Raw genomic sequence first — 16,217 nt, 5'->3', positions numbered from 1 at the left:
GGTCCTGGTCCGGGCCCTGTGGAATGCGTCGGATGCGTGACGAGTCCGGCTCCGCCGTCGTTGATTTCGTGCTGGTCGGATCGTTTCTCGTGTTCGTGTTCCTCGCGCTGGTGCAGTTGGCGCTGACCGTCTACGTCAGGAACGTGCTCATCGACTGTGCGGCACAGGGGGCGCGATTCGGGGCGCTGTCCGATGAGGATCCGGCAGCGGGAGCGTCACGAGCCCGCGGTCTGATCTCTGAGCAACTGTCGCCGGGGTACGCACGGGATGTAGAGGCGCGGTTGGTCGAGGTCGGAGGGGTGGCGACCGTGGAGGTGAGGGTGCGGGCGCCGCTTCCGGTGGTGGGGCTGATCGGGGTAGGGCGGAGTGTGGATGTGACGGGGCACGCCCTGGCCGAATCCGAGTAGGGAGGGCAGGCATGGTCCACAAAGACCGACAACGGGAGAGCCGGGCGATGCGCAATGACTGACACACGCGACGAACAAGGCTCGGCCGTCATCGAGTTCATCACGCTAGGAATGCTTCTCCTGCTGCCGGTGGCCTACCTCGTGCTCATTCTCGGCCGGGTACAGGCCGCCACGTTCGCCGCGAACGGTGCGGCGAGAGAGGCGACGCGCTCGTACGTCACGGCCGCGAATTCGGGCGAGGGGCAGGTGCGGGCAGCTGCATCTGCCGAACTGGCCCTCCAGGATCAAGGATTCGGATCAGAGGAGGGAGAGCTGCAGATCGTGTGCTCGCGAGCATTGTGCCTGACCCCGGGAGAACGTGTGAGGGCGGAGGTCCGCGTCACTGCGGACTTCCCCTGGCTCCCGGCCGGTCTGGCCGAAACCCTGCGTGCGCATGTCGTGGTGACGGCGAGTCAGGTCGAGACGGTTGACCGGTTCCGTGCACCGTGAAGCACGGCTGCCGACCCCGGCCGTCCGTGATGCCGGCCAAATCATGCCTCTGATCACCGGGTTCGTGGTGGTGGCCCTGCTCCTGGTCATCGTGACGGTCGACATCACCGCCCTGCACCTACAACGTCAGGAACTGCACGCCCTTACCGACGCTGCCACCCTCGACGCCGCCGATGCACTCGATGAAGGGGCGTTCTACGAGGACGGGGCGGGGGAGCGGCCGGTGGCGTTGTCCGACCGGAGCGTGCATGAGAGCGTGCGGCGGTACCTGGGCGAAAAACCCGAGAGCGCAGAAGAACTGGATGTCTCGATCTCGGCTCCGACAGGTGCCGTGAACGGGACGACGGCTGAGGTCACCCTGACCGGCCGTGGCCGAATCCCCCTGATCGGCTTGGTGGTACGCCGCTGGGCCGAGGGAGTCCGCCTTACCGCGACAAGTCGCGCGACGGCACGAGAGGGCGTGCCCTGAGGGTCAGGCCGCCTGACGGTAGTAGGCAGTGGGCTCGAAGCGGGTCGTTTCCGCCACCACATACATGATCGCCCGGCTGAACGAGGAGAAGGACACCTCCACCACGCCGGGCATCCCCAGGGCGCAGGCCTGAGCCGGCTCGTGCTGTTGCAGCGCCTCCTCGAGGAACACGACGATGCCGAAGGCCCGCCCGGCCAGCCCGGATACGCCGGTGACCAGGTGCACGACGATTCCCCGGTTCCGAAGGTGGGCTTGGACAGTCTGCGCAAATTCCTCTACCTGCACGGCACTCCTCATACGAGACAACGGGGCAACGGGGGCAACGGGGGCCACGGGACAACGGGACAGGGGCTGAGGGACGGGAGGGGCGAGAAAGGACAGGAGGGATGGGAGGAAAAGGGATGGGAGGAAAAGGGATGGGAGGAAAAGGGATGGGAGGGATAGGAGGAATGGGAAGAAGGGGGATGTGAACAAGGGGGGATGTGAAGAGGGATAGAGGGGTGATGGAAAGAGGAGGAGGGGTAGAGGGGCGATGGAAAGAGGGGAGGGGAAGGGGGAAGAGGGGGGCTGGGCAGGTGAAGGACGCGAGAGATGGGGAGCGGAGGACGAGGAGAGGGGCGAGGAGGGGAGGACGGGAGGAGGGGGGCAGGAAGTGGAGGGCAGGAAGTGGAGGGCAGGAAGTGGAGGACAGGAAGTGGAGGACAGGAAGTGGAGGACAGGAAGTGGAGGACAGGAAGTGGAGGACAGGAAGAGGGGGACAGGAAGAGGGGGACAGGAAGAGGGGGACAGGAAGAGGGGGACAGGAAGAGGGGGACAGGAAGAGGGGGACAGGAAGAGGGGGACAGGAAGAGGGGGACAGGAAGAGGGGGACAGGAAGAGGGGGACAGGAAGCGAAGCGGGAGCGCGCGGCAGCACCACAGTCCAGCCTGCGGGAGCGGTGGTAGGCCCCGACCCGCCAGGACGGAGGGAGGTCAACTGGCGAGCCGGAGCCGGTTCGGGAAGGCGGTGAACTACACCCGGACGGCCTAAAACGACTTTGCCATTTCCCGGGCCTGCTTGCTTATTCACCGTACCGTTTGGGGAATCCCGGAATCAAGCCGCTTTCTGCTACTCCCTCGTTGGGATGGCCGCCTACGGTCGGGCTCGTGGCGGACCTGGGGCGGATCGTGGCGCGGAACATCCGCGGTGAGCGTTCACGTCTCGGGCTGACCCAGGAGGAGTTCGGCAAGCTCGTCGGCTGGTCGTTGAGCCAGGCTCGCGACGCCGAGAAGGGCAATCGACGCATCCTGGTGCAGGAGATCCCGATGATCTGCCGCGCCCTCCAGGTCACCTTCGCCGACCTCTGCCGGGGTGCCGAACCCGGCGACCTCGACGCGCTCGGCCTCTGACCGCTTGTTGATCGGACCCACGTTCCAAAGGTCCGGGCCCGCGTCTCCACATGCCCCGGGCCGGCGTCCTCAAGAGCCCAGACCCGCGTCCCCAAGCGCCGGCACCCACGTAGTCAGGCACTGAAACGCCCGGACCCGCGTCCCAACGGCCATGCCCGCGCCCCGAAAACCCAGGTCAACCGTCCCCCACTGCTTCAAGATGCGGGACCCGCCGGACGGGTGCACGCTTCTCCCGTGAACCGGGGAGTGTGAGAGCGAGCCGGGGATCGGGGAATGGGAGCCCCTGTGGGAGTTGGAGCCCAGCCGCGCGTCCGGATTCAGTTCAGGACGCGCGGCCGGGAGCCCGCGGTAACGCCGCACCACGGTGAAGAGCCCCGCCCACTGCGAAGAATCGCAGGTCAGGAGCCACATCCAGGTTCAGCGCCCTGATTCACTGTAAATCGGGCATTACGATCCCAATGGGTAAAATATGTGACGCCTGCAACAACAGTGCACTGTCACCGCCAGGTAACGCACGGATTGCGCCAGGGGCCGTTCGTCCCCGGAAGGCCCGTCCACCGGCCCCGATCGCAGCGCCGACTCTCTGTTTGGGGCCGACAGCGCGTAACCTCGATCAACGTGGCCACCGACTTCCCTAGTGAGATCCGCGCTCTGCGCACCACCCTGGAATCCATCCTCAAGGTGAGCGACCTGGACCAGCTGCGCTCCCAGATCGCCGACCTGTCCGAACAGGCCGCGGCCCCCGACCTGTGGGACGACCCGGACAAGGCCCAGGGCGTCACCTCGAAGCTCTCCCACGCCCAGTCCGAGCTCGAGCGCCTCGAGAAGATGAGCGCCCGCGTCGATGACCTCGAGGTCCTCGTCGAGCTCGCCCAGGAGGCCGACGACGCCGACACCCTGGTCGAGGCCGAGACCGAGCTGGCCGCCACCCGCAAGGCCCTCGGTGAGCTCGAGGTCCGCACCCTTCTCTCCGGCGAGTACGACTCACGCGAGGCCGTGGTCACGATCCGCTCCGAGGCCGGTGGCGTCGACGCGGCCGACTTCGCCGAGATGCTTCTGCGGATGTACCTGCGCTGGGCCGAGCGTCACCAGTACAAGACCGAGGTCTACGACACCTCGTACGCCGAGGAGGCCGGCCTGAAGTCGGCGACGTTCCGGGTGGACGCGCCGTACGCCTACGGCACGCTCTCGGTCGAGCAGGGCACCCACCGTCTGGTGCGCATCAGCCCGTTCGACAACCAGGGGCGCCGCCAGACGTCCTTCGCCGGCGTCGAGGTCCTGCCGGTCGTGGCAGAAACTGACCACATCGAGGTCCCGGAGAACGACGTCCGGGTCGACGTCTACCGGTCCTCGGGTCCGGGTGGTCAGTCGGTCAACACCACCGACTCCGCGGTCCGCCTCACGCACCTTCCCACCGGCATCGTCGTCACCTGCCAGAACGAGAAGTCGCAGCTCCAGAACAAGGCGTCGGCCATGCGCGTGCTGCAGGCCAAGCTGCTCGAGAAGGCCCGGCAGGACCGCCAGGCCGAGCTCGACGGGCTGAAGGGCGACGGCGGCTCGAGCTGGGGCAATCAGATGCGCTCCTACGTGCTGCACCCCTACCAGATGGTCAAGGACCTGCGCACCGAGTACGAGTCGGGCAACCCCTCAGCCGTGTTCGACGGGGCCATCGACGAGTTCCTGGAGTCGGGCATCCGCTGGCGCAAGTCGACCGAGCAGAACGCCTAACTGCCGACCAGAGCAACAACGATGGACGACGTGCGCACCGACGGTGCCCACGTCGTCCATCATTTTTTGCCCCTTAAAACCACAGGACCTGCACGGCTTCACATCCGCAACGCACTGAGACCCATTACATCCCCCTTGGCACTCCCGTAGCCCCCTAGACTTCGACCGGCCGCGAGCACCTTCCCCAGTCCCCGACGGCGGCCGAGGTCTGACCGTGATCCGATTCGACGACGTCACCAAGGTTTACCCGGGCTCCAAGCACCCCGCCCTCAACTCGATCAACCTCGAGGTGAGCAAGGGCGAATTCGTGTTCATGGTGGGGGCTTCCGGGTCGGGCAAGTCCACGTTCCTGCGTCTTGCGCTGCGTGAGGAGAAGGCCACCAAGGGTGTGGTCCGGGTCTCCGGCAAGGACGTGGCGAAGCTGTCCAGCTGGAAGGTTCCGCACCTGCGCCGCACCATTGGCGCGGTGTTCCAGGACTTCCGCCTGCTGCCGAACAAGACCGTGTTCGAGAACGTGGCCTTCGCCCTCCAGGTGATCGGCAAGCCGCGTCACGCCATCGCGCACACCGTGCCCGAGGTGCTCGAGCTGGTCGGTCTGGCCGGCAAGGAACAGCGGTTCCCGCACGAGCTGTCCGGTGGTGAGCAGCAGCGCGTGGCCATCGCGCGCGCGTTCGTGAACCGGCCGTCGATCCTGCTGGCCGACGAGCCGACCGGAAACCTCGACCCGAACACGAGCGTCGGCATCATGCGGCTGCTCGACCGGATCAACAAGACCGGCACCACGATCGTCATGGCCACGCACGACCACGAGATCGTCAACCAGATGCGCAAGCGCGTGATCGAGCTCGAGCACGGCAACATGCTGCGCGACGAGGTCAGCGGCGTCTACGGGTACTCCCGGTAGGTCGAACCGCCCTCCTGGTAAGACAACCGGCCCAGAGCAACTGAGAAGGACATGCGTTTCCAGTTCATCGTCGACGAGATCGTCATCGGCCTTCGCCGCAACATCGCCATGGCCGTCTCGGTCGTGCTCGTGACCGTCGTGTCGCTGTTCCTCGTGGGGCTCGGATTCCTGGCCCAGCGGCAGGTCGACACCATGAAGGACTACTGGTACGACCGCGTCCAGGTCTCCATCTTCCTGTGCGGTGACGTCTCCACCGCGGCCAGCTGTGCCGACGGCGCGGTGACGGACGCGCAGAAGGAGCAGATCCAGGCCGACCTCAACGCGCCCTCGCTGCAGCCGTACGTGAAGCAGGTCTACTTCGAGTCGAAGCAGCAGGCCTACGACCGGTTCAAGGAGCAGTACAAGGACAGCGCGCTGTCCGAGAACGTCACGGCCGACCAGATGCCCGAGTCGTACCGCGTCGACCTGAAGAACCCCGAGCAGTACAAGGTGGTCTCCGACGTCTTCACCGACCGCCCCGGGGTGGAGTCGGTGGAGAGCCAGAACCAGGTGCTGGACCGGCTGTTCGCCCTGCTGAACCAGCTCAAGCTGGGTGCCTGGCTGCTCGCCGCGGTGACCCTGCTGTGCTCGGTGCTGCTGGTGGCGACCACGATCCGGCTGACGGCCTTCACCCGCCGCCGTGAGACCGGCATCATGCGCCTGGTCGGTGCGTCGAACTTCTTCATCCAGCTGCCGTTCATCCTGGAGAGCATGATCGCGGCCGCGGTCGGCGCGGTCCTGGCCTCCGGTGCTCTGGTGGCCGTGACGCACTTCCAGATCCAGGGGCGTCTGGCCAAGTCGCTGACCTTCACGAACTACGTCGGCGTGGGCGACGCCCTGTCGATCGTGCCGTGGCTGTTCATCATCGGCTTGGGCATCGCTGGCGTGTCGGCCTTCCTGGCGCTGCAGAGATACCTCAAGGTGTAGTTACCCCTGCACCGTGTGTGACCGTTGTTGCCACCTCTACGGGGGTGACCGGCGACTGGGAGCATGCGGATGAAGCGAGCGACATTCAACCGGCGGACGGCCCGAACGGGCCGTCCGGCCCGGTTTCTCGCGGCTTTGATGGTGGCCGGGTCGGCTCTCGCGGTCGGTGTCACGAACGTGGCGCAGACCGCGCAGCCGGCGGCGGCCGACGACGTCAAGGACAAGCAGAAGAAGCTCGACGCCGAGCTCAAGGAACTGCGCGAGACCCTCGAGGGCACCTCGGACGACCTGGTCGAGGCCGCGGTGCGGCTGAGGACGGCGGAGTCCAGGCTGTCCGACGCGAACGCCCGGCTGAAGTCCGCGCAGACCGCGCTGGACCAGGCGAACGCCCGCGACAAGGAACTGGCCGACGAGCTCGAGCTGGCCGAGGCCGCGGTCGAGAAGGCGCAGCGGGACCTCGAGGAACGGGCCGCGCAGGAACGCGAGACGAAGGACCGGCTGGGCAGTATCGCCCGCGAGGCCTACGTCAGCTCGGGGATGACCGGGCTCTCCATCGCCCTCGACGCGCAGACGCCGGAGCAGTTCACCGACCGGCTCGGGGTCGCCGACAACGTGCTGCGGGCGCAGAGCGATGTCATCGACCGGCTCGGTGTGCAGCAGGCGGAGACCCGGGCCCGGGAGGCGAAGCTCGACGCCGGTCGCGAGCACGTCGCCGACCTGAAGAAGCAGTCCGAGCAGGTCGTCGAGCAGCGACGCACGGCCACGGCCGAGGCGAAGTCGGCGACCGAGGAGATCGGGGAGCTGGTCGACGAGCGCGAGGCCGCGGTCGACAGCATCGCGGCGAAGAAGGCGTCCGAGCAGAAGCGGGTGGACGAGCTCGAGACCGAGCAGGAGAAGCTGGCGAAGATTCTTCGGGACCGGGCGGAGAAGGCCCGGCGCCAGGCCTCGGGCTCGGGCGGGTCGGGCGGTTCCGGCTCGGGGTCGGGTTCGGGGGGCTCGAGCGGTGGGGGGACGCTGACCTATCCGGTGAACGCCCCGGTCACCTCCAGCTACGGCTGGCGTTACCACCCGATCCTGAACTACCGGAAGCTGCACAGCGGCACCGATTTCGGTGCTCCCTGCGGTACCCCGGTGAAGGCCGCCGCGTCCGGCACGATCGTCACGGCCGGCTGGTCGTCCGGTGGTTACGGCAACCACATCGTGGTCGACAACGGCAATCTGCGGGGCTCGGGGGTGGCCACGACCTACAACCACCTCAGCCGGATCACCGTGCGCTCGGGGCACGTCAACCGCGGTCAGGTGATCGGCTACTCCGGCACCACGGGCCTGTCGACCGGCTGCCACCTGCACTTCGAGGTCTGGGTGAACGGCTCGACGACCGATCCGATGGGCTGGCTCTAGCCGTCGGCGCCTAATCGGGTGGGCGCCGCTTCCGACTGCTCGTAGACTTGCTCTTCGGCGTTGATCGGCATGACGCGGTATCAGGCAGAAGAGGTGAGGTAGACGTGCCCAGGGAGACCGGACTCAAGGTCGTCGCGTCCAACCGTAAGGCGCGGCACGACTACCACATCGAAGACACCTTCGAGGCGGGCCTCGTGCTGATGGGCACCGAGGTGAAGGCGCTGCGCATGGGGCGGGCGTCGCTGGTCGACGGGTTCGCGCAGATCGACCGCGGTGAGGCCTGGCTCGAGCATGTGCACATCCCGGAGTACGTGCAGGGCACGTGGACGAACCACACCCCGCGCCGCCGCCGCAAGCTGCTGCTCAACCGCTACGAGATCGACAAGCTGGCCGGCGCCACCCGTGAGGGCGGGTACACGCTGGTGCCGCTGCAGCTGTACTTCAAGGACGGCCGGGCCAAGGTCGAGATCGCGTTGGCCCGCGGTAAGAAGCACTGGGACAAGCGGCAGACCCTGCGCGAACGGCAGGACAAGCGCGAGTCCGACCGGGCGATGTCGCAGCGCACCAACCGCTGATCTTCCGCCGGTGGCCGCCCCGGCCGGGCAAACTGTCACACCCCGTGCGTAGGGTGGACGCGTGGGTTGGGGAACGCCGCGTCGCGCGGCTCGAGTCGTGGCGGTCGTCCTGCTGGGCGCCGCCGCTGTCCTGGCGTCGTCCGGTGTGGCCCGGGCGGCGGGAGGCGAGTCGATCACGTCGTACGACGTGACGATGACGCTCCGCGCCGACGACTCGATGCGGGTCGAGGAGAAGATCACCTACGACTTCGGTGACGCCGACGACAAGCACGGCATCACGCGCGACATCCCGATCGAGTTCGACTACGACTCCGACCACACCCGGCAGTACCCGCTGAGCGACCTCTCGGTGAGTGTCGACGGTGCCGCGAGCGAGCCCGAGGAGGACAGGGGCAAGCAGGTCTCGCTGCGCATCGGCGATCCCGGCGAAACCGTCTCCGGCACGCACGAGTACACGATCGCCTACACGCTCCGTGGCGTCGTCAACGACATCGACGACGCGACCGACGAGCACCAGGAGCTGTACTGGAACGCGATCGGCTCGGAGTGGGACGTGCCGATCGCCCGGGCCACGGCCACGGTCAAGGGGCCGGCGGCGGTGCAGGAGGCGCTCTGCTTCCGAGGGCAGACCGGGAGCACGGCCACCTGCCGGGTCACGGTGACCCAGGGGCAGGCCCGTTTCGACAGCAGCGGTGCTCTGGACGCCGGGTCGGGTCTGACCGTCGTCGCGGCCTTCCCGGCCGGCACGTTTCCCGACGCGGCGCCGATCCTGGCCGAGAAGTGGAAGATCGGAAACGCGTTCGAGCTCTCGCCGCTCTCGGGCGCGGGCTCGGCCGGGGCCCTGGCCCTGATCGGCGGGGGCGCCCTCTGGCTGGCATCACGCCGGGGGCGCGACGAGAAGTACCTCGGCCTGACGCCCGGTCTGGAACCCGGCTACCAGCAGGAGCAGCGGGTCGGGCTCGTCTCCCGTCGGCGGGCGCCGGTGGCCGTGCAGTTCCAGCCACCGAGAGACATGCGCCCCGGTGAGCTGGGCACGCTGATCGACGAGCGGGCCAATGTCGTCGACGTCACGGCCACCATCATCGATCTGGCGGTGCGCGGCTACCTGCGCATCGAGGAGGTCGAGCAGGAGGGCCGCTTCCGCAAGGGCGACTGGAAGCTCGTGGCGCTGCAGCCGCCGCCCGGGCGTCTGGCCGACTACGAGCAGTTCCTGCTCGACAAGCTCTTCGGCGGCCGGGGGCAGGTGCTGCTGTCCCAGCTGAAACAGACCTTCCGCAGCGACCTGCAGAAGGTGCAGTCGATGCTCTACAGCGAGGTCACCCGGCAGGGCTGGTTCCGCGGCAACCCCTCGCACGTGCGCATCCGCTGGACCGTTCTCGGTGTCCTGGCGCTGCTGGCCTCCATCGCCGCGGCCGTGCTGCTCACCGTCTTCACCCACTTCGCCCTGGTCGGCGTCGCCCTGGTGCTGGGCTCGATCGTGCTGCTGGTCTGCGCTCAGAGGATGCCGGCCCGCACGGCCAGGGGCACGGCCCTGCTGGCCCAGGCCAAGGGGTTCGAGCTCTACCTGACCAAGGCCGAGGCCGACGAGATCCGGTGGCAGGAGCAGCAAGACATCTTCAGCCGCTACCTGCCCTTCGCCATCGTGTTCGGGGTGGCCGAGCGCTGGGCACAGGTCTTCGACCGGCTCGCGGCCTCGGGCGCCCAGTTCGACCCGCCCGACTGGTACATCGGCTCGATGTACGGCTACTACGGTTTCAACTACGCGGCGTTCGGTGCGTCCGTCGACAGCTTCAGCACCACCACCTCCGGCTCGCTGAGCGCGGCCACCCCCTCGTCGTCGGGTGGTTCCGGCTTCGGGGGCGGGGGCTTCTCCGGAGGCGGCGGAGGCGGTGGCGGTGGTGGCTCGTGGTGAGCCCGGCAGTCCGCGCGCGGCGGGCCGATCAACCGGGAGGCGGGAACACCACGTCAGGCTGTAGAGTTGTACAGCTGTGTGAGGCCGGAGACGGTCTTGATTGACAACTGAATGCGCAACACCTGGCAAGTTCCGCATCACCCCTCGGGGATGATCGGTTTCGACGTTGGTCGTCTTACCAGGGGAAGCGGGCCGAGTACGCGATGTGATCTCGTAAATCCTCGTCGCAAAACAATAGTTGCCGATACTAAGCGCAACGACCTCACCCTCGCTGCCTAAGCAGCAGGGCCTATAGGTCCGTCAGTCCGGGAGTGCCTTCGGCCCGGGTCCTGGCGTCGACAAGAAGGCCACTGCCCAAGGGACCGGTCACGGGGCCCGCGGGAACACTTACTGTGACTGAGCCCGGCTCGACGACCCGCCTGCGGGATTGTCGGGGCTGAGAAATGCCGTAGCAGGCTGCGCCCGGAGAAGCCCTGGTTCTGCGCTGACGGACGGGGGTTCGATTCCCCCCATCTCCACACAGCAGCACCACCGAACGCGCCCCTCGCTCCTGGAGCGAGGGGCGCGTTCGTTTGCCGTTCGACGGGGCCCGGACGTTAAGTCTTGAGCAGGACATACCCCTGCTACAGCACACAGATAACACCCAGGGCGGCAGCATCGCCTGGTTCGCTGCACCGGATGGCGGCGTCCCTCACAGGAACCAGGAATGGCGACACAGACTCTGGAGAACGACAAGACCACGCCGGCTCACGACGAGGCCGCCGACGACGGGCCGTCCCGCCGGAGGGGCAGGCCCCGTTCGTCGTTGCGGCACCGTCTGAGCGGAGCGTCCGCACCCGCCCTCTGGGTGGCGCTGGCCTGGCTGGTCGTGACCCTGGCCCTGGTGCCCGTGACGAGTTCCGCGGTCGCGGCGCACGTCCGGGAACTGCTTCTGCTCCTTCTCGGATTCCTGGTGCTGGTCCCGCGCACGCTGCGCTGGGCGAGCGTGGCCGGGATGTTCGCGGCGAGCCTGCTCTGGGCGATCGTGGTGGGCGCCGACCTTCTCGTACTGGTGCCCGGCGCGGGGCTGAAGCCCGTCGAGATCGTCGGCGTCGGCGTCGGGCAGGCCGCGCTCGCGCTCGTTCCGCTGGTCGTGATGGCTCTGGCCGCGCCGCAGCGGGTGCGCCGGTTCGCCGTCAGCGACTGGCTTCTCATGGGGCTGGCGGTGTCGCTGGCGTTCCAGACCGTGCAGGAGGTGATGCGGGCGCTCTTCTCCGCGCCGCCTCCGAGTGCGCCGATGTCGGGCACCGTGCTGGTCGCCGGGGTGATCGGGCTGGCCGTCACCGGCTGGCGTCGGGCCGGGCGTTCGCTGAACCCGCCGGACGGGGCCGATCCGGAGAACGCCGGAGACGCCGAAGAGGGGGAACGCGGACCCTTGTCCGACGGTGCGCGGTGGCCGGGCCTGCTGGGCGTAGGACTGTTGCGCGCGCTGTGTGTGCTGGTGCCAGTGCTGGTCTGGTGGTTCACGGTGGCGGTTCCGATGGTGGACGCGGATCCCGACGTCGTGGGGGCCCTTCCGCTTCCGTTGCGGCTGGGGGAGCAGGTGGTGCCGGTCGTTCCGTCGCTGGTGCTGCTCGCCCTGGTGGGGTTGCTCGGGCTCCTGGTCGACGCCCGTCATCTGCTCGCCGCCGACGAGGTACGCAACAACCTGACGATCCTGCCTGCCCCCTGGTCGGCCGCGACCTGGACCTGGACCTGGCGTTCACGTATCGCCCGGGAACCGGTGAGGCCCGTGGCCGGGCGGTCCGACGACCGTGCCGAGCCGGACCCGGCATCCTCTGACGGCCCCGGCGCCCCCAGCACCGACCGAGGCGCCGAACGAGGCAGGGATCGAGGCACCGGCCGAAGCACGGACCGAGGCACCGACGAAGACGGGCAGACCTCTGCGTCCACCTCGGCCTTCGCCGCCCCGGCACCGGATGCCGCTCCGACCGCCGCCTGGCCCACCTTCTCCGTCCCGTCGACCGGTGGCCTGCCCACCACCCAGTCCTGGGCGGTGCAACCCGGTGCTGCACAGGCCAGCCCCGCGCAGCGTGTTGAAGGCCGGCCCGACGAAAACCGTCCCCCGGAAGCGCGACCCGGCGAAGGCCGGCCCTCCGGCGCGCGGCCCGACGACGCACAGCCCCGTGAAGCCTGGCCCCGGACAGGGCAACCGCACTCCTCCGCCCCTGCGACCGGCCCCGTGCCCAACCCTGCGACCGGCCCCGTGCCCAACCCCGTGCCCAACCCCGTGCCCAACCCCGTGCCCAACCCCGCGCCCAACCCCGCGCCCGGCACCGACAACCCCACTCGACCCCGCGCGTCCCGTAAGCAAACCCGCGCCGCCGAGAACCCGTCCGCGTTCAAGCACGCCCTGCACGTCGTCCTCTGGCTACTCACCCTGCTCTGGTGGACCCTGACCACCGCCGTCTGCGCCCTCGCGGCCTACGCCGCCCGGGACAAGACCGTGATCCTCGCCGCCCACGCCGGCGTGAACGGCGAGTCCCGCGTGACCCGGATCGTGCGTGGCCGTGCCGCTCTCGAGATGACGCGTCACGCCCGTAAAGAGGCCTACAGCAAACGGATCCAGTCCGACGGCCGGGCCTCGACCATCACCTGGCGCCTGACGGCAGGCACGGTTCTGGTGGTGCTGGCCGCCACGCTGTGGCTGGCCTACAGCGCCGCCCAGGACGCCACCAACGTCGACTCCGCCCTCGATCTCGTCTGGCTGACCGGCTATCTCCACGCCCTCGGGGCCTGGTGGTCCGCCCTCGGCCTGGGGCAGCAGGTGCTCCTGGCCGGCGGCGTCGTGGCCCTGATCGTGCTCTCCTCGGCCTCGCTCGGAGCCTTCTTCGGAGTGTCCGGAACCGCGAGGTTCCTGGCCTCCACCGGTTTCGGTGCCGCCGCGTTCGTGCGCGACCCCCGGGCGGCAACCGGCGTGTACCTGCGCAACGTCACCCCCGCAGGACTGCTCGCCGACGGGGCCGGATTCGTGACCACCTTCGTGCCGGTCACTTTCGCCGGGGCCGTCGAAGGGCGGGAGGTGCGGGCCACGGCCGGCGACTACCTGCAGGCCTTCGACCTCGGCGGGGTCTCGTCCTACCTGGCCAAGGCCGAGACGTTCACCGAGTTCGCGGCCAGCGTGATCCCGCCGATCGGCTACCACGACATCATCGTGCAGGCCCACGCCGCCACCCGGGCAACGGGTTTCAGTCACCACGCCCTGGCCCGGCTGATCCTGCGCGACCCGGCCTACAACGGCGGCCCGGTCCGGCTCATCCTCGCTGCGGCAGGCGGGGCCGAGCCCGGCACCGCCCAGGCCCTCGCCGACAAGCTCGGCGCCGAGGTCCTGGCTCCTGACGGCACCGTGCACGTGTTCGACTCCGGCCGCGTGCTGATCGGCCCGTCACCCCTGAACGCGACCGGCAACTGGGTCGCGTACCGGCCGGGAGGCTCCGCATGATCATCAGTCGCGCCGGGTTCTTCCGGGAGCTGCCGCACGGCCTGCCCGACGGTGAAAGCCTGCACCAGGCCCTGCCTTCGGCCGATCCGCGCTCCGCCGACCAGGAGGAGAAGCTGCTCGAGTACCTGTGGGGCAACACGGTTCTGGTGGCGACGGCGTCCATGGCCGACGACGTGCTCGACCCCTCGGCCACGGCCGTCTGCCCCCTCGAGTTCGTCACCGACGGGGCCTGGGTGTGGCCGCGCGACCTGGCCTACTACGTGGAGCGGTACCACGTGGCCGTGCCCGTCTCGTTCGTGCTGCACCTGGAACTGCGCAACTGGGAACAGCCCCAGCTGACCCCCTACGAACTGCTCCAGGTCGAGAACGGTTTCCTCGACCCGGCGAGATGACCACATCGTCCTGACCGTCAGGAGGTGCTGAGGGGCGGTTCAGGACTGACGGCGTCGACGCCGCAAGAGCTCCCGCGCGCAGCCCGCGGTGGCGAATCCGCAGAGCAGTGCGGGCACGAGCGCGGCGGTGCTGACGGTGAGGGCGACGAGCAGATTGAGGACGACGAGCACGGCGAACGCGGTCAGGGCGGCTCCGAGGGTTGCGGGTCCCGAGCGGGCCAGGACCGAGGTGATCCGCACACCCGCCTGCCCGCGGACCGCGGCCTGCTCACGCCACCGGCGCGGTACGCGCATGCGCACGAACAGCGCGTGGGCCGGGGGGACGGCGCCGGCCAGGAAGACCGTGCCGACGGCGGTGGCCGAGAGCGACCGGTCCATCGCGCCGATCACGAGGCCGAGCAGCCCGACCACGGCCGCGGACAGGGCCATGACCGCCAGCAGGGCTCCCGAGCCGGCGGCCAGGCCGGGCAGCCGGTAGGTCTCGGGCTGGGGCTCGTCGTCGGCCAGCATCGTGACCAGCACGTCGGTGGGCAGTCGCTGCGAGATCGCCCGCATGGCCTGGTCGCCGTGGTGCCAGTCGGCTGCCCGCACGACCAGACTCGCGGCGCCCTCCCCGCCCTCGCCCCGCAGGACCAGCTCGGCGCGGTCGGGCCAGACCATGACGGCGGCACAGTCGGCCCAGGCGTAGTTCTGCCGTAGGCCGAGTCCGAACTCGACGGTCAGGCCCGAGGCGTCGACAAGGAGGCGCAGGTCACGAGGACGATGCGCTTCCGGGGCAAAAACCACGGGTCCCAGTTCGGCTCTGGGCTGAGACTCGCTCCGGTTCCGGTGACGCACAGGCTCTCTGTCGTCCGCCGGGCGGCATTTCTTTATCCCTGGCCATGAATGGGAATCGCATTCGGTGAACGGAAAATGGCGGGGAGTGGACCGGATACGTCGCCGCTGCGCAGTTTGGTGACGATTCGGTGTTCCGTAAGGCGCGAGTGGGGGTAAACCGGTGCGCATCGGACGGCGACTCCTGGCAGAGTGGAAGTCACAGACCTCTGCCAGGTTCGACGACGCCCTGGCATCGCCCTTCGCGGTGCGCGTGACTCGCGTGGCACCGCGTCCGACAACGACCGACATCGACTCGGATCGGAGCCCCGGTTCCATGGCCAGCCGCAGCCTTCCGCTGACGCTCGGCGGAAAGATCGTCGCCGCCACCGGCATCCTCTACCTGCTCGACTCGTTCGCGCCCTGGCACCGCAACTGTTTCGGGCTGTTCGGCACTCAGGTGTGTGACTCCGAGATGGCCTGGGGCACACCGTTCTCGGCCCTGTCGATGCTGCTCGTGCTGGCCCTCGTCGCCGAAGTCGTGGTGGTGCAGGTGTTCCGGGTGCGTCCGCCGATGCTCGGTGACCTGGCCGCCGCCTGGCTTCGCCTGGGGCTGGCCGGAACTGCCACCGCACTCGTGGTGCTGCAGCTGGTCGTCGGTCACGAACGGATGGGGCCCAGTTACGGCATCGCGGTCGGGCTTGCGCTGGTGATCGCGCTCACCTACGGCAGCTATCTGCGAGGTGTCGAGGCGGAGAACGGGGCGGCCGTGCCGGTTCCCGTCGGTGCCGCCCCTCTGCGCTGATCTTTCGCGCTGACCTTGATTGCCCCGATCGTCACGCTGATACCGTGATGAACACATGTCATGGGGATCGAGGTGACATGGGCCGGCGGAGGGGCTGTCCGGCACCTGGGGAGGGGCTTCGATGGGGCGTTTCATCACGGAGACGACACGCTGGCTGCTGACCGGGACGATCGGTTTCCTGGTCGCGCTGGCCACGTTGGCGGCGATGGCCGGGCTGCTCTCGCTGTTCGCGCTGACGTCACCCGTCGGCTGGGTCTTCTTCCTTCCGGCCCTGGCAATGGCCTGGGGCGTCGGCATTTTCGTCACCCGCCGGCTCGACGCCGCGTGGGTGACGCTGAAGGAGCAGCCGGCTCACCGCTGAGCCGGTTCCGCCAGTTCTGAACCGGCCGGTGACGCCGTGGCCCCGCGCCCGGATCCCCGGCCGGTGCCGTGCAACGCCAGAGGCGGTGCACGCGTCCTGCCTGCGGTTGATCAGCAGGACGCACCG

16 protein-coding genes and 1 other RNA gene are annotated in these 16,217 nt (G+C 68.7%); 15 read left to right on the top strand and 2 right to left on the bottom strand.

Annotated elements, in window-relative coordinates; all coding sequences use genetic code 11:
- Window positions 1-32: 32 nt before the first annotated feature.
- Genes J2S57_RS05550 through J2S57_RS05540 form a run of 3 tightly spaced genes read left to right on the top strand, consistent with a single transcriptional unit; the run spans window position 33 to window position 1,365 of the window.
- A complete protein-coding gene (locus tag J2S57_RS05550) occupies window positions 33-407 on the top strand; it encodes a TadE family protein (protein ID WP_307239050.1) in 375 nt (124 codons plus the stop codon).
- 54 nt (window positions 408-461) lie between these two features.
- Window positions 462-896: a GNAT family protein gene (locus J2S57_RS05545; protein ID WP_307239048.1), complete on the top strand. Its 435-nt coding sequence runs from the start codon at window positions 462-464 to the stop codon at window positions 894-896.
- On the top strand, window positions 874-1,365 hold the full coding sequence (locus J2S57_RS05540) for a pilus assembly protein TadG-related protein (RefSeq protein ID WP_307239046.1): 492 nt from the start codon (window positions 874-876) through the stop codon (window positions 1,363-1,365). Before J2S57_RS05545 ends, J2S57_RS05540 begins: the two co-directional genes overlap by 23 nt.
- A 3-nt stretch (window positions 1,366-1,368) precedes the next feature.
- On the opposite strand, the gene J2S57_RS05535 is transcribed toward J2S57_RS05540, so the two are convergent.
- Entirely contained in the window at window positions 1,369-1,590 is a 222-nt protein-coding gene (locus tag J2S57_RS05535; RefSeq protein WP_307239044.1) for a hypothetical protein, read from the bottom strand.
- 920 nt (window positions 1,591-2,510) lie between these two features.
- Between J2S57_RS05535 and J2S57_RS05530 the strand changes: the two genes are divergently transcribed.
- The 10 genes from J2S57_RS05530 (at window position 2,511) to J2S57_RS05485 (ending at window position 14,112) form a co-directional block, all read left to right on the top strand.
- Complete coding sequence (locus J2S57_RS05530; protein ID WP_307239042.1) at window positions 2,511-2,753, top strand: helix-turn-helix domain-containing protein; 243 nt, start codon at window positions 2,511-2,513, stop codon at window positions 2,751-2,753.
- 618 nt (window positions 2,754-3,371) lie between these two features.
- The gene (prfB, locus tag J2S57_RS05525) at window positions 3,372-4,481 is read left to right on the top strand and encodes a peptide chain release factor 2 (protein ID WP_307239040.1); all 1,110 of its coding nucleotides are present in this window, start codon (window positions 3,372-3,374) and stop codon (window positions 4,479-4,481) included.
- Window positions 4,482-4,695: 214 nt separating this feature from the next.
- The gene (gene ftsE, locus J2S57_RS05520) at window positions 4,696-5,385 is read left to right on the top strand and encodes a cell division ATP-binding protein FtsE (protein ID WP_307239038.1); all 690 of its coding nucleotides are present in this window, start codon (window positions 4,696-4,698) and stop codon (window positions 5,383-5,385) included.
- A gap of 51 nt (window positions 5,386-5,436) precedes the next feature.
- Complete coding sequence (gene ftsX, locus J2S57_RS05515; protein ID WP_307239036.1) at window positions 5,437-6,351, top strand: permease-like cell division protein FtsX; 915 nt, start codon at window positions 5,437-5,439, stop codon at window positions 6,349-6,351.
- A 69-nt stretch (window positions 6,352-6,420) separates the two neighbouring features.
- The gene (locus J2S57_RS05510; RefSeq protein ID WP_307239034.1) at window positions 6,421-7,752 is read left to right on the top strand and encodes a M23 family metallopeptidase; all 1,332 of its coding nucleotides are present in this window, start codon (window positions 6,421-6,423) and stop codon (window positions 7,750-7,752) included.
- Between the two features lie 104 nt (window positions 7,753-7,856).
- Window positions 7,857-8,327: an SsrA-binding protein SmpB gene (gene smpB, locus J2S57_RS05505; RefSeq protein ID WP_307239032.1), complete on the top strand. Its 471-nt coding sequence runs from the start codon at window positions 7,857-7,859 to the stop codon at window positions 8,325-8,327.
- A gap of 97 nt (window positions 8,328-8,424) precedes the next feature.
- Window positions 8,425-10,239: a DUF2207 domain-containing protein gene (locus J2S57_RS05500; protein WP_307239030.1), complete on the top strand. Its 1,815-nt coding sequence runs from the start codon at window positions 8,425-8,427 to the stop codon at window positions 10,237-10,239.
- Between the two features lie 146 nt (window positions 10,240-10,385).
- Window positions 10,386-10,760, top strand: a transfer-messenger RNA (tmRNA) gene (gene ssrA, locus J2S57_RS05495).
- A gap of 185 nt (window positions 10,761-10,945) precedes the next feature.
- The gene (locus J2S57_RS35505; protein ID WP_307239028.1) at window positions 10,946-13,720 is read left to right on the top strand and encodes a DUF8616 domain-containing protein; all 2,775 of its coding nucleotides are present in this window, start codon (window positions 10,946-10,948) and stop codon (window positions 13,718-13,720) included.
- Window positions 13,717-14,112 (top strand): hypothetical protein, encoded by a 396-nt coding sequence (locus tag J2S57_RS05485; protein ID WP_307239026.1) that lies wholly within the window; start codon window positions 13,717-13,719, stop codon window positions 14,110-14,112. The genes J2S57_RS35505 and J2S57_RS05485 overlap by 4 nt, the downstream gene beginning before the upstream one ends.
- A 39-nt stretch (window positions 14,113-14,151) precedes the next feature.
- Here the strand turns inward: J2S57_RS05485 and J2S57_RS05480 are convergent, their stop codons facing one another.
- Window positions 14,152-14,898, bottom strand: coding sequence for a hypothetical protein (locus tag J2S57_RS05480; protein WP_307239024.1), 747 nt, complete (start codon window positions 14,896-14,898; stop codon window positions 14,152-14,154).
- Window positions 14,899-15,262: 364 nt separating this feature from the next.
- Here J2S57_RS05480 and J2S57_RS05475 point away from each other — a divergent pair, with 364 nt between their 5' ends.
- Together J2S57_RS05475 and J2S57_RS05470 are read left to right on the top strand one after the other, a co-directional pair.
- Window positions 15,263-15,730 carry a hypothetical protein gene (locus J2S57_RS05475; protein ID WP_307239022.1) on the top strand — a complete coding sequence of 156 codons (468 nt, stop codon included), beginning with the start codon at window positions 15,263-15,265 and terminating at the stop codon, window positions 15,728-15,730.
- A gap of 121 nt (window positions 15,731-15,851) precedes the next feature.
- Window positions 15,852-16,091 carry a hypothetical protein gene (locus J2S57_RS05470; RefSeq protein WP_307239020.1) on the top strand — a complete coding sequence of 80 codons (240 nt, stop codon included), beginning with the start codon at window positions 15,852-15,854 and terminating at the stop codon, window positions 16,089-16,091.
- The last annotated feature ends 126 nt before the right edge of the window (window positions 16,092-16,217 follow it).

Origin of the sequence: Kineosporia succinea (assembly GCF_030811555.1) — a bacterium.
Lineage (GTDB): Bacteria > Actinomycetota > Actinomycetes > Actinomycetales > Kineosporiaceae > Kineosporia > Kineosporia succinea.
Note: the sequence above shows the minus strand (reverse complement) of the source record. Positions and strands in the feature narration are given on the sequence as shown.

Excerpts from the sequence above, each read along its gene's own strand:
- J2S57_RS05470 (WP_307239020.1), top strand. The coding sequence starts at position 15,852 with ATGGGGCGTTTCATCACGGAGACGACACGCTGGCTGCTGACCGGGACG.
- J2S57_RS05475 (WP_307239022.1), top strand. The coding sequence starts at position 15,263 with ATGGCCAGCCGCAGCCTTCCGCTGACGCTCGGCGGAAAGATCGTCGCC.
- J2S57_RS35505 (WP_307239028.1), top strand. The coding sequence starts at position 10,946 with ATGGCGACACAGACTCTGGAGAACGACAAGACCACGCCGGCTCACGAC.
- J2S57_RS05545 (WP_307239048.1), top strand. The coding sequence starts at position 462 with ATGACTGACACACGCGACGAACAAGGCTCGGCCGTCATCGAGTTCATC.
- ftsX (WP_307239036.1), top strand. The coding sequence starts at position 5,437 with ATGCGTTTCCAGTTCATCGTCGACGAGATCGTCATCGGCCTTCGCCGC.
- J2S57_RS05550 (WP_307239050.1), top strand. The coding sequence starts at position 33 with ATGCGTGACGAGTCCGGCTCCGCCGTCGTTGATTTCGTGCTGGTCGGA.
- J2S57_RS05485 (WP_307239026.1), top strand. The coding sequence starts at position 13,717 with ATGATCATCAGTCGCGCCGGGTTCTTCCGGGAGCTGCCGCACGGCCTG.
- J2S57_RS05510 (WP_307239034.1), top strand. The coding sequence starts at position 6,421 with ATGAAGCGAGCGACATTCAACCGGCGGACGGCCCGAACGGGCCGTCCG.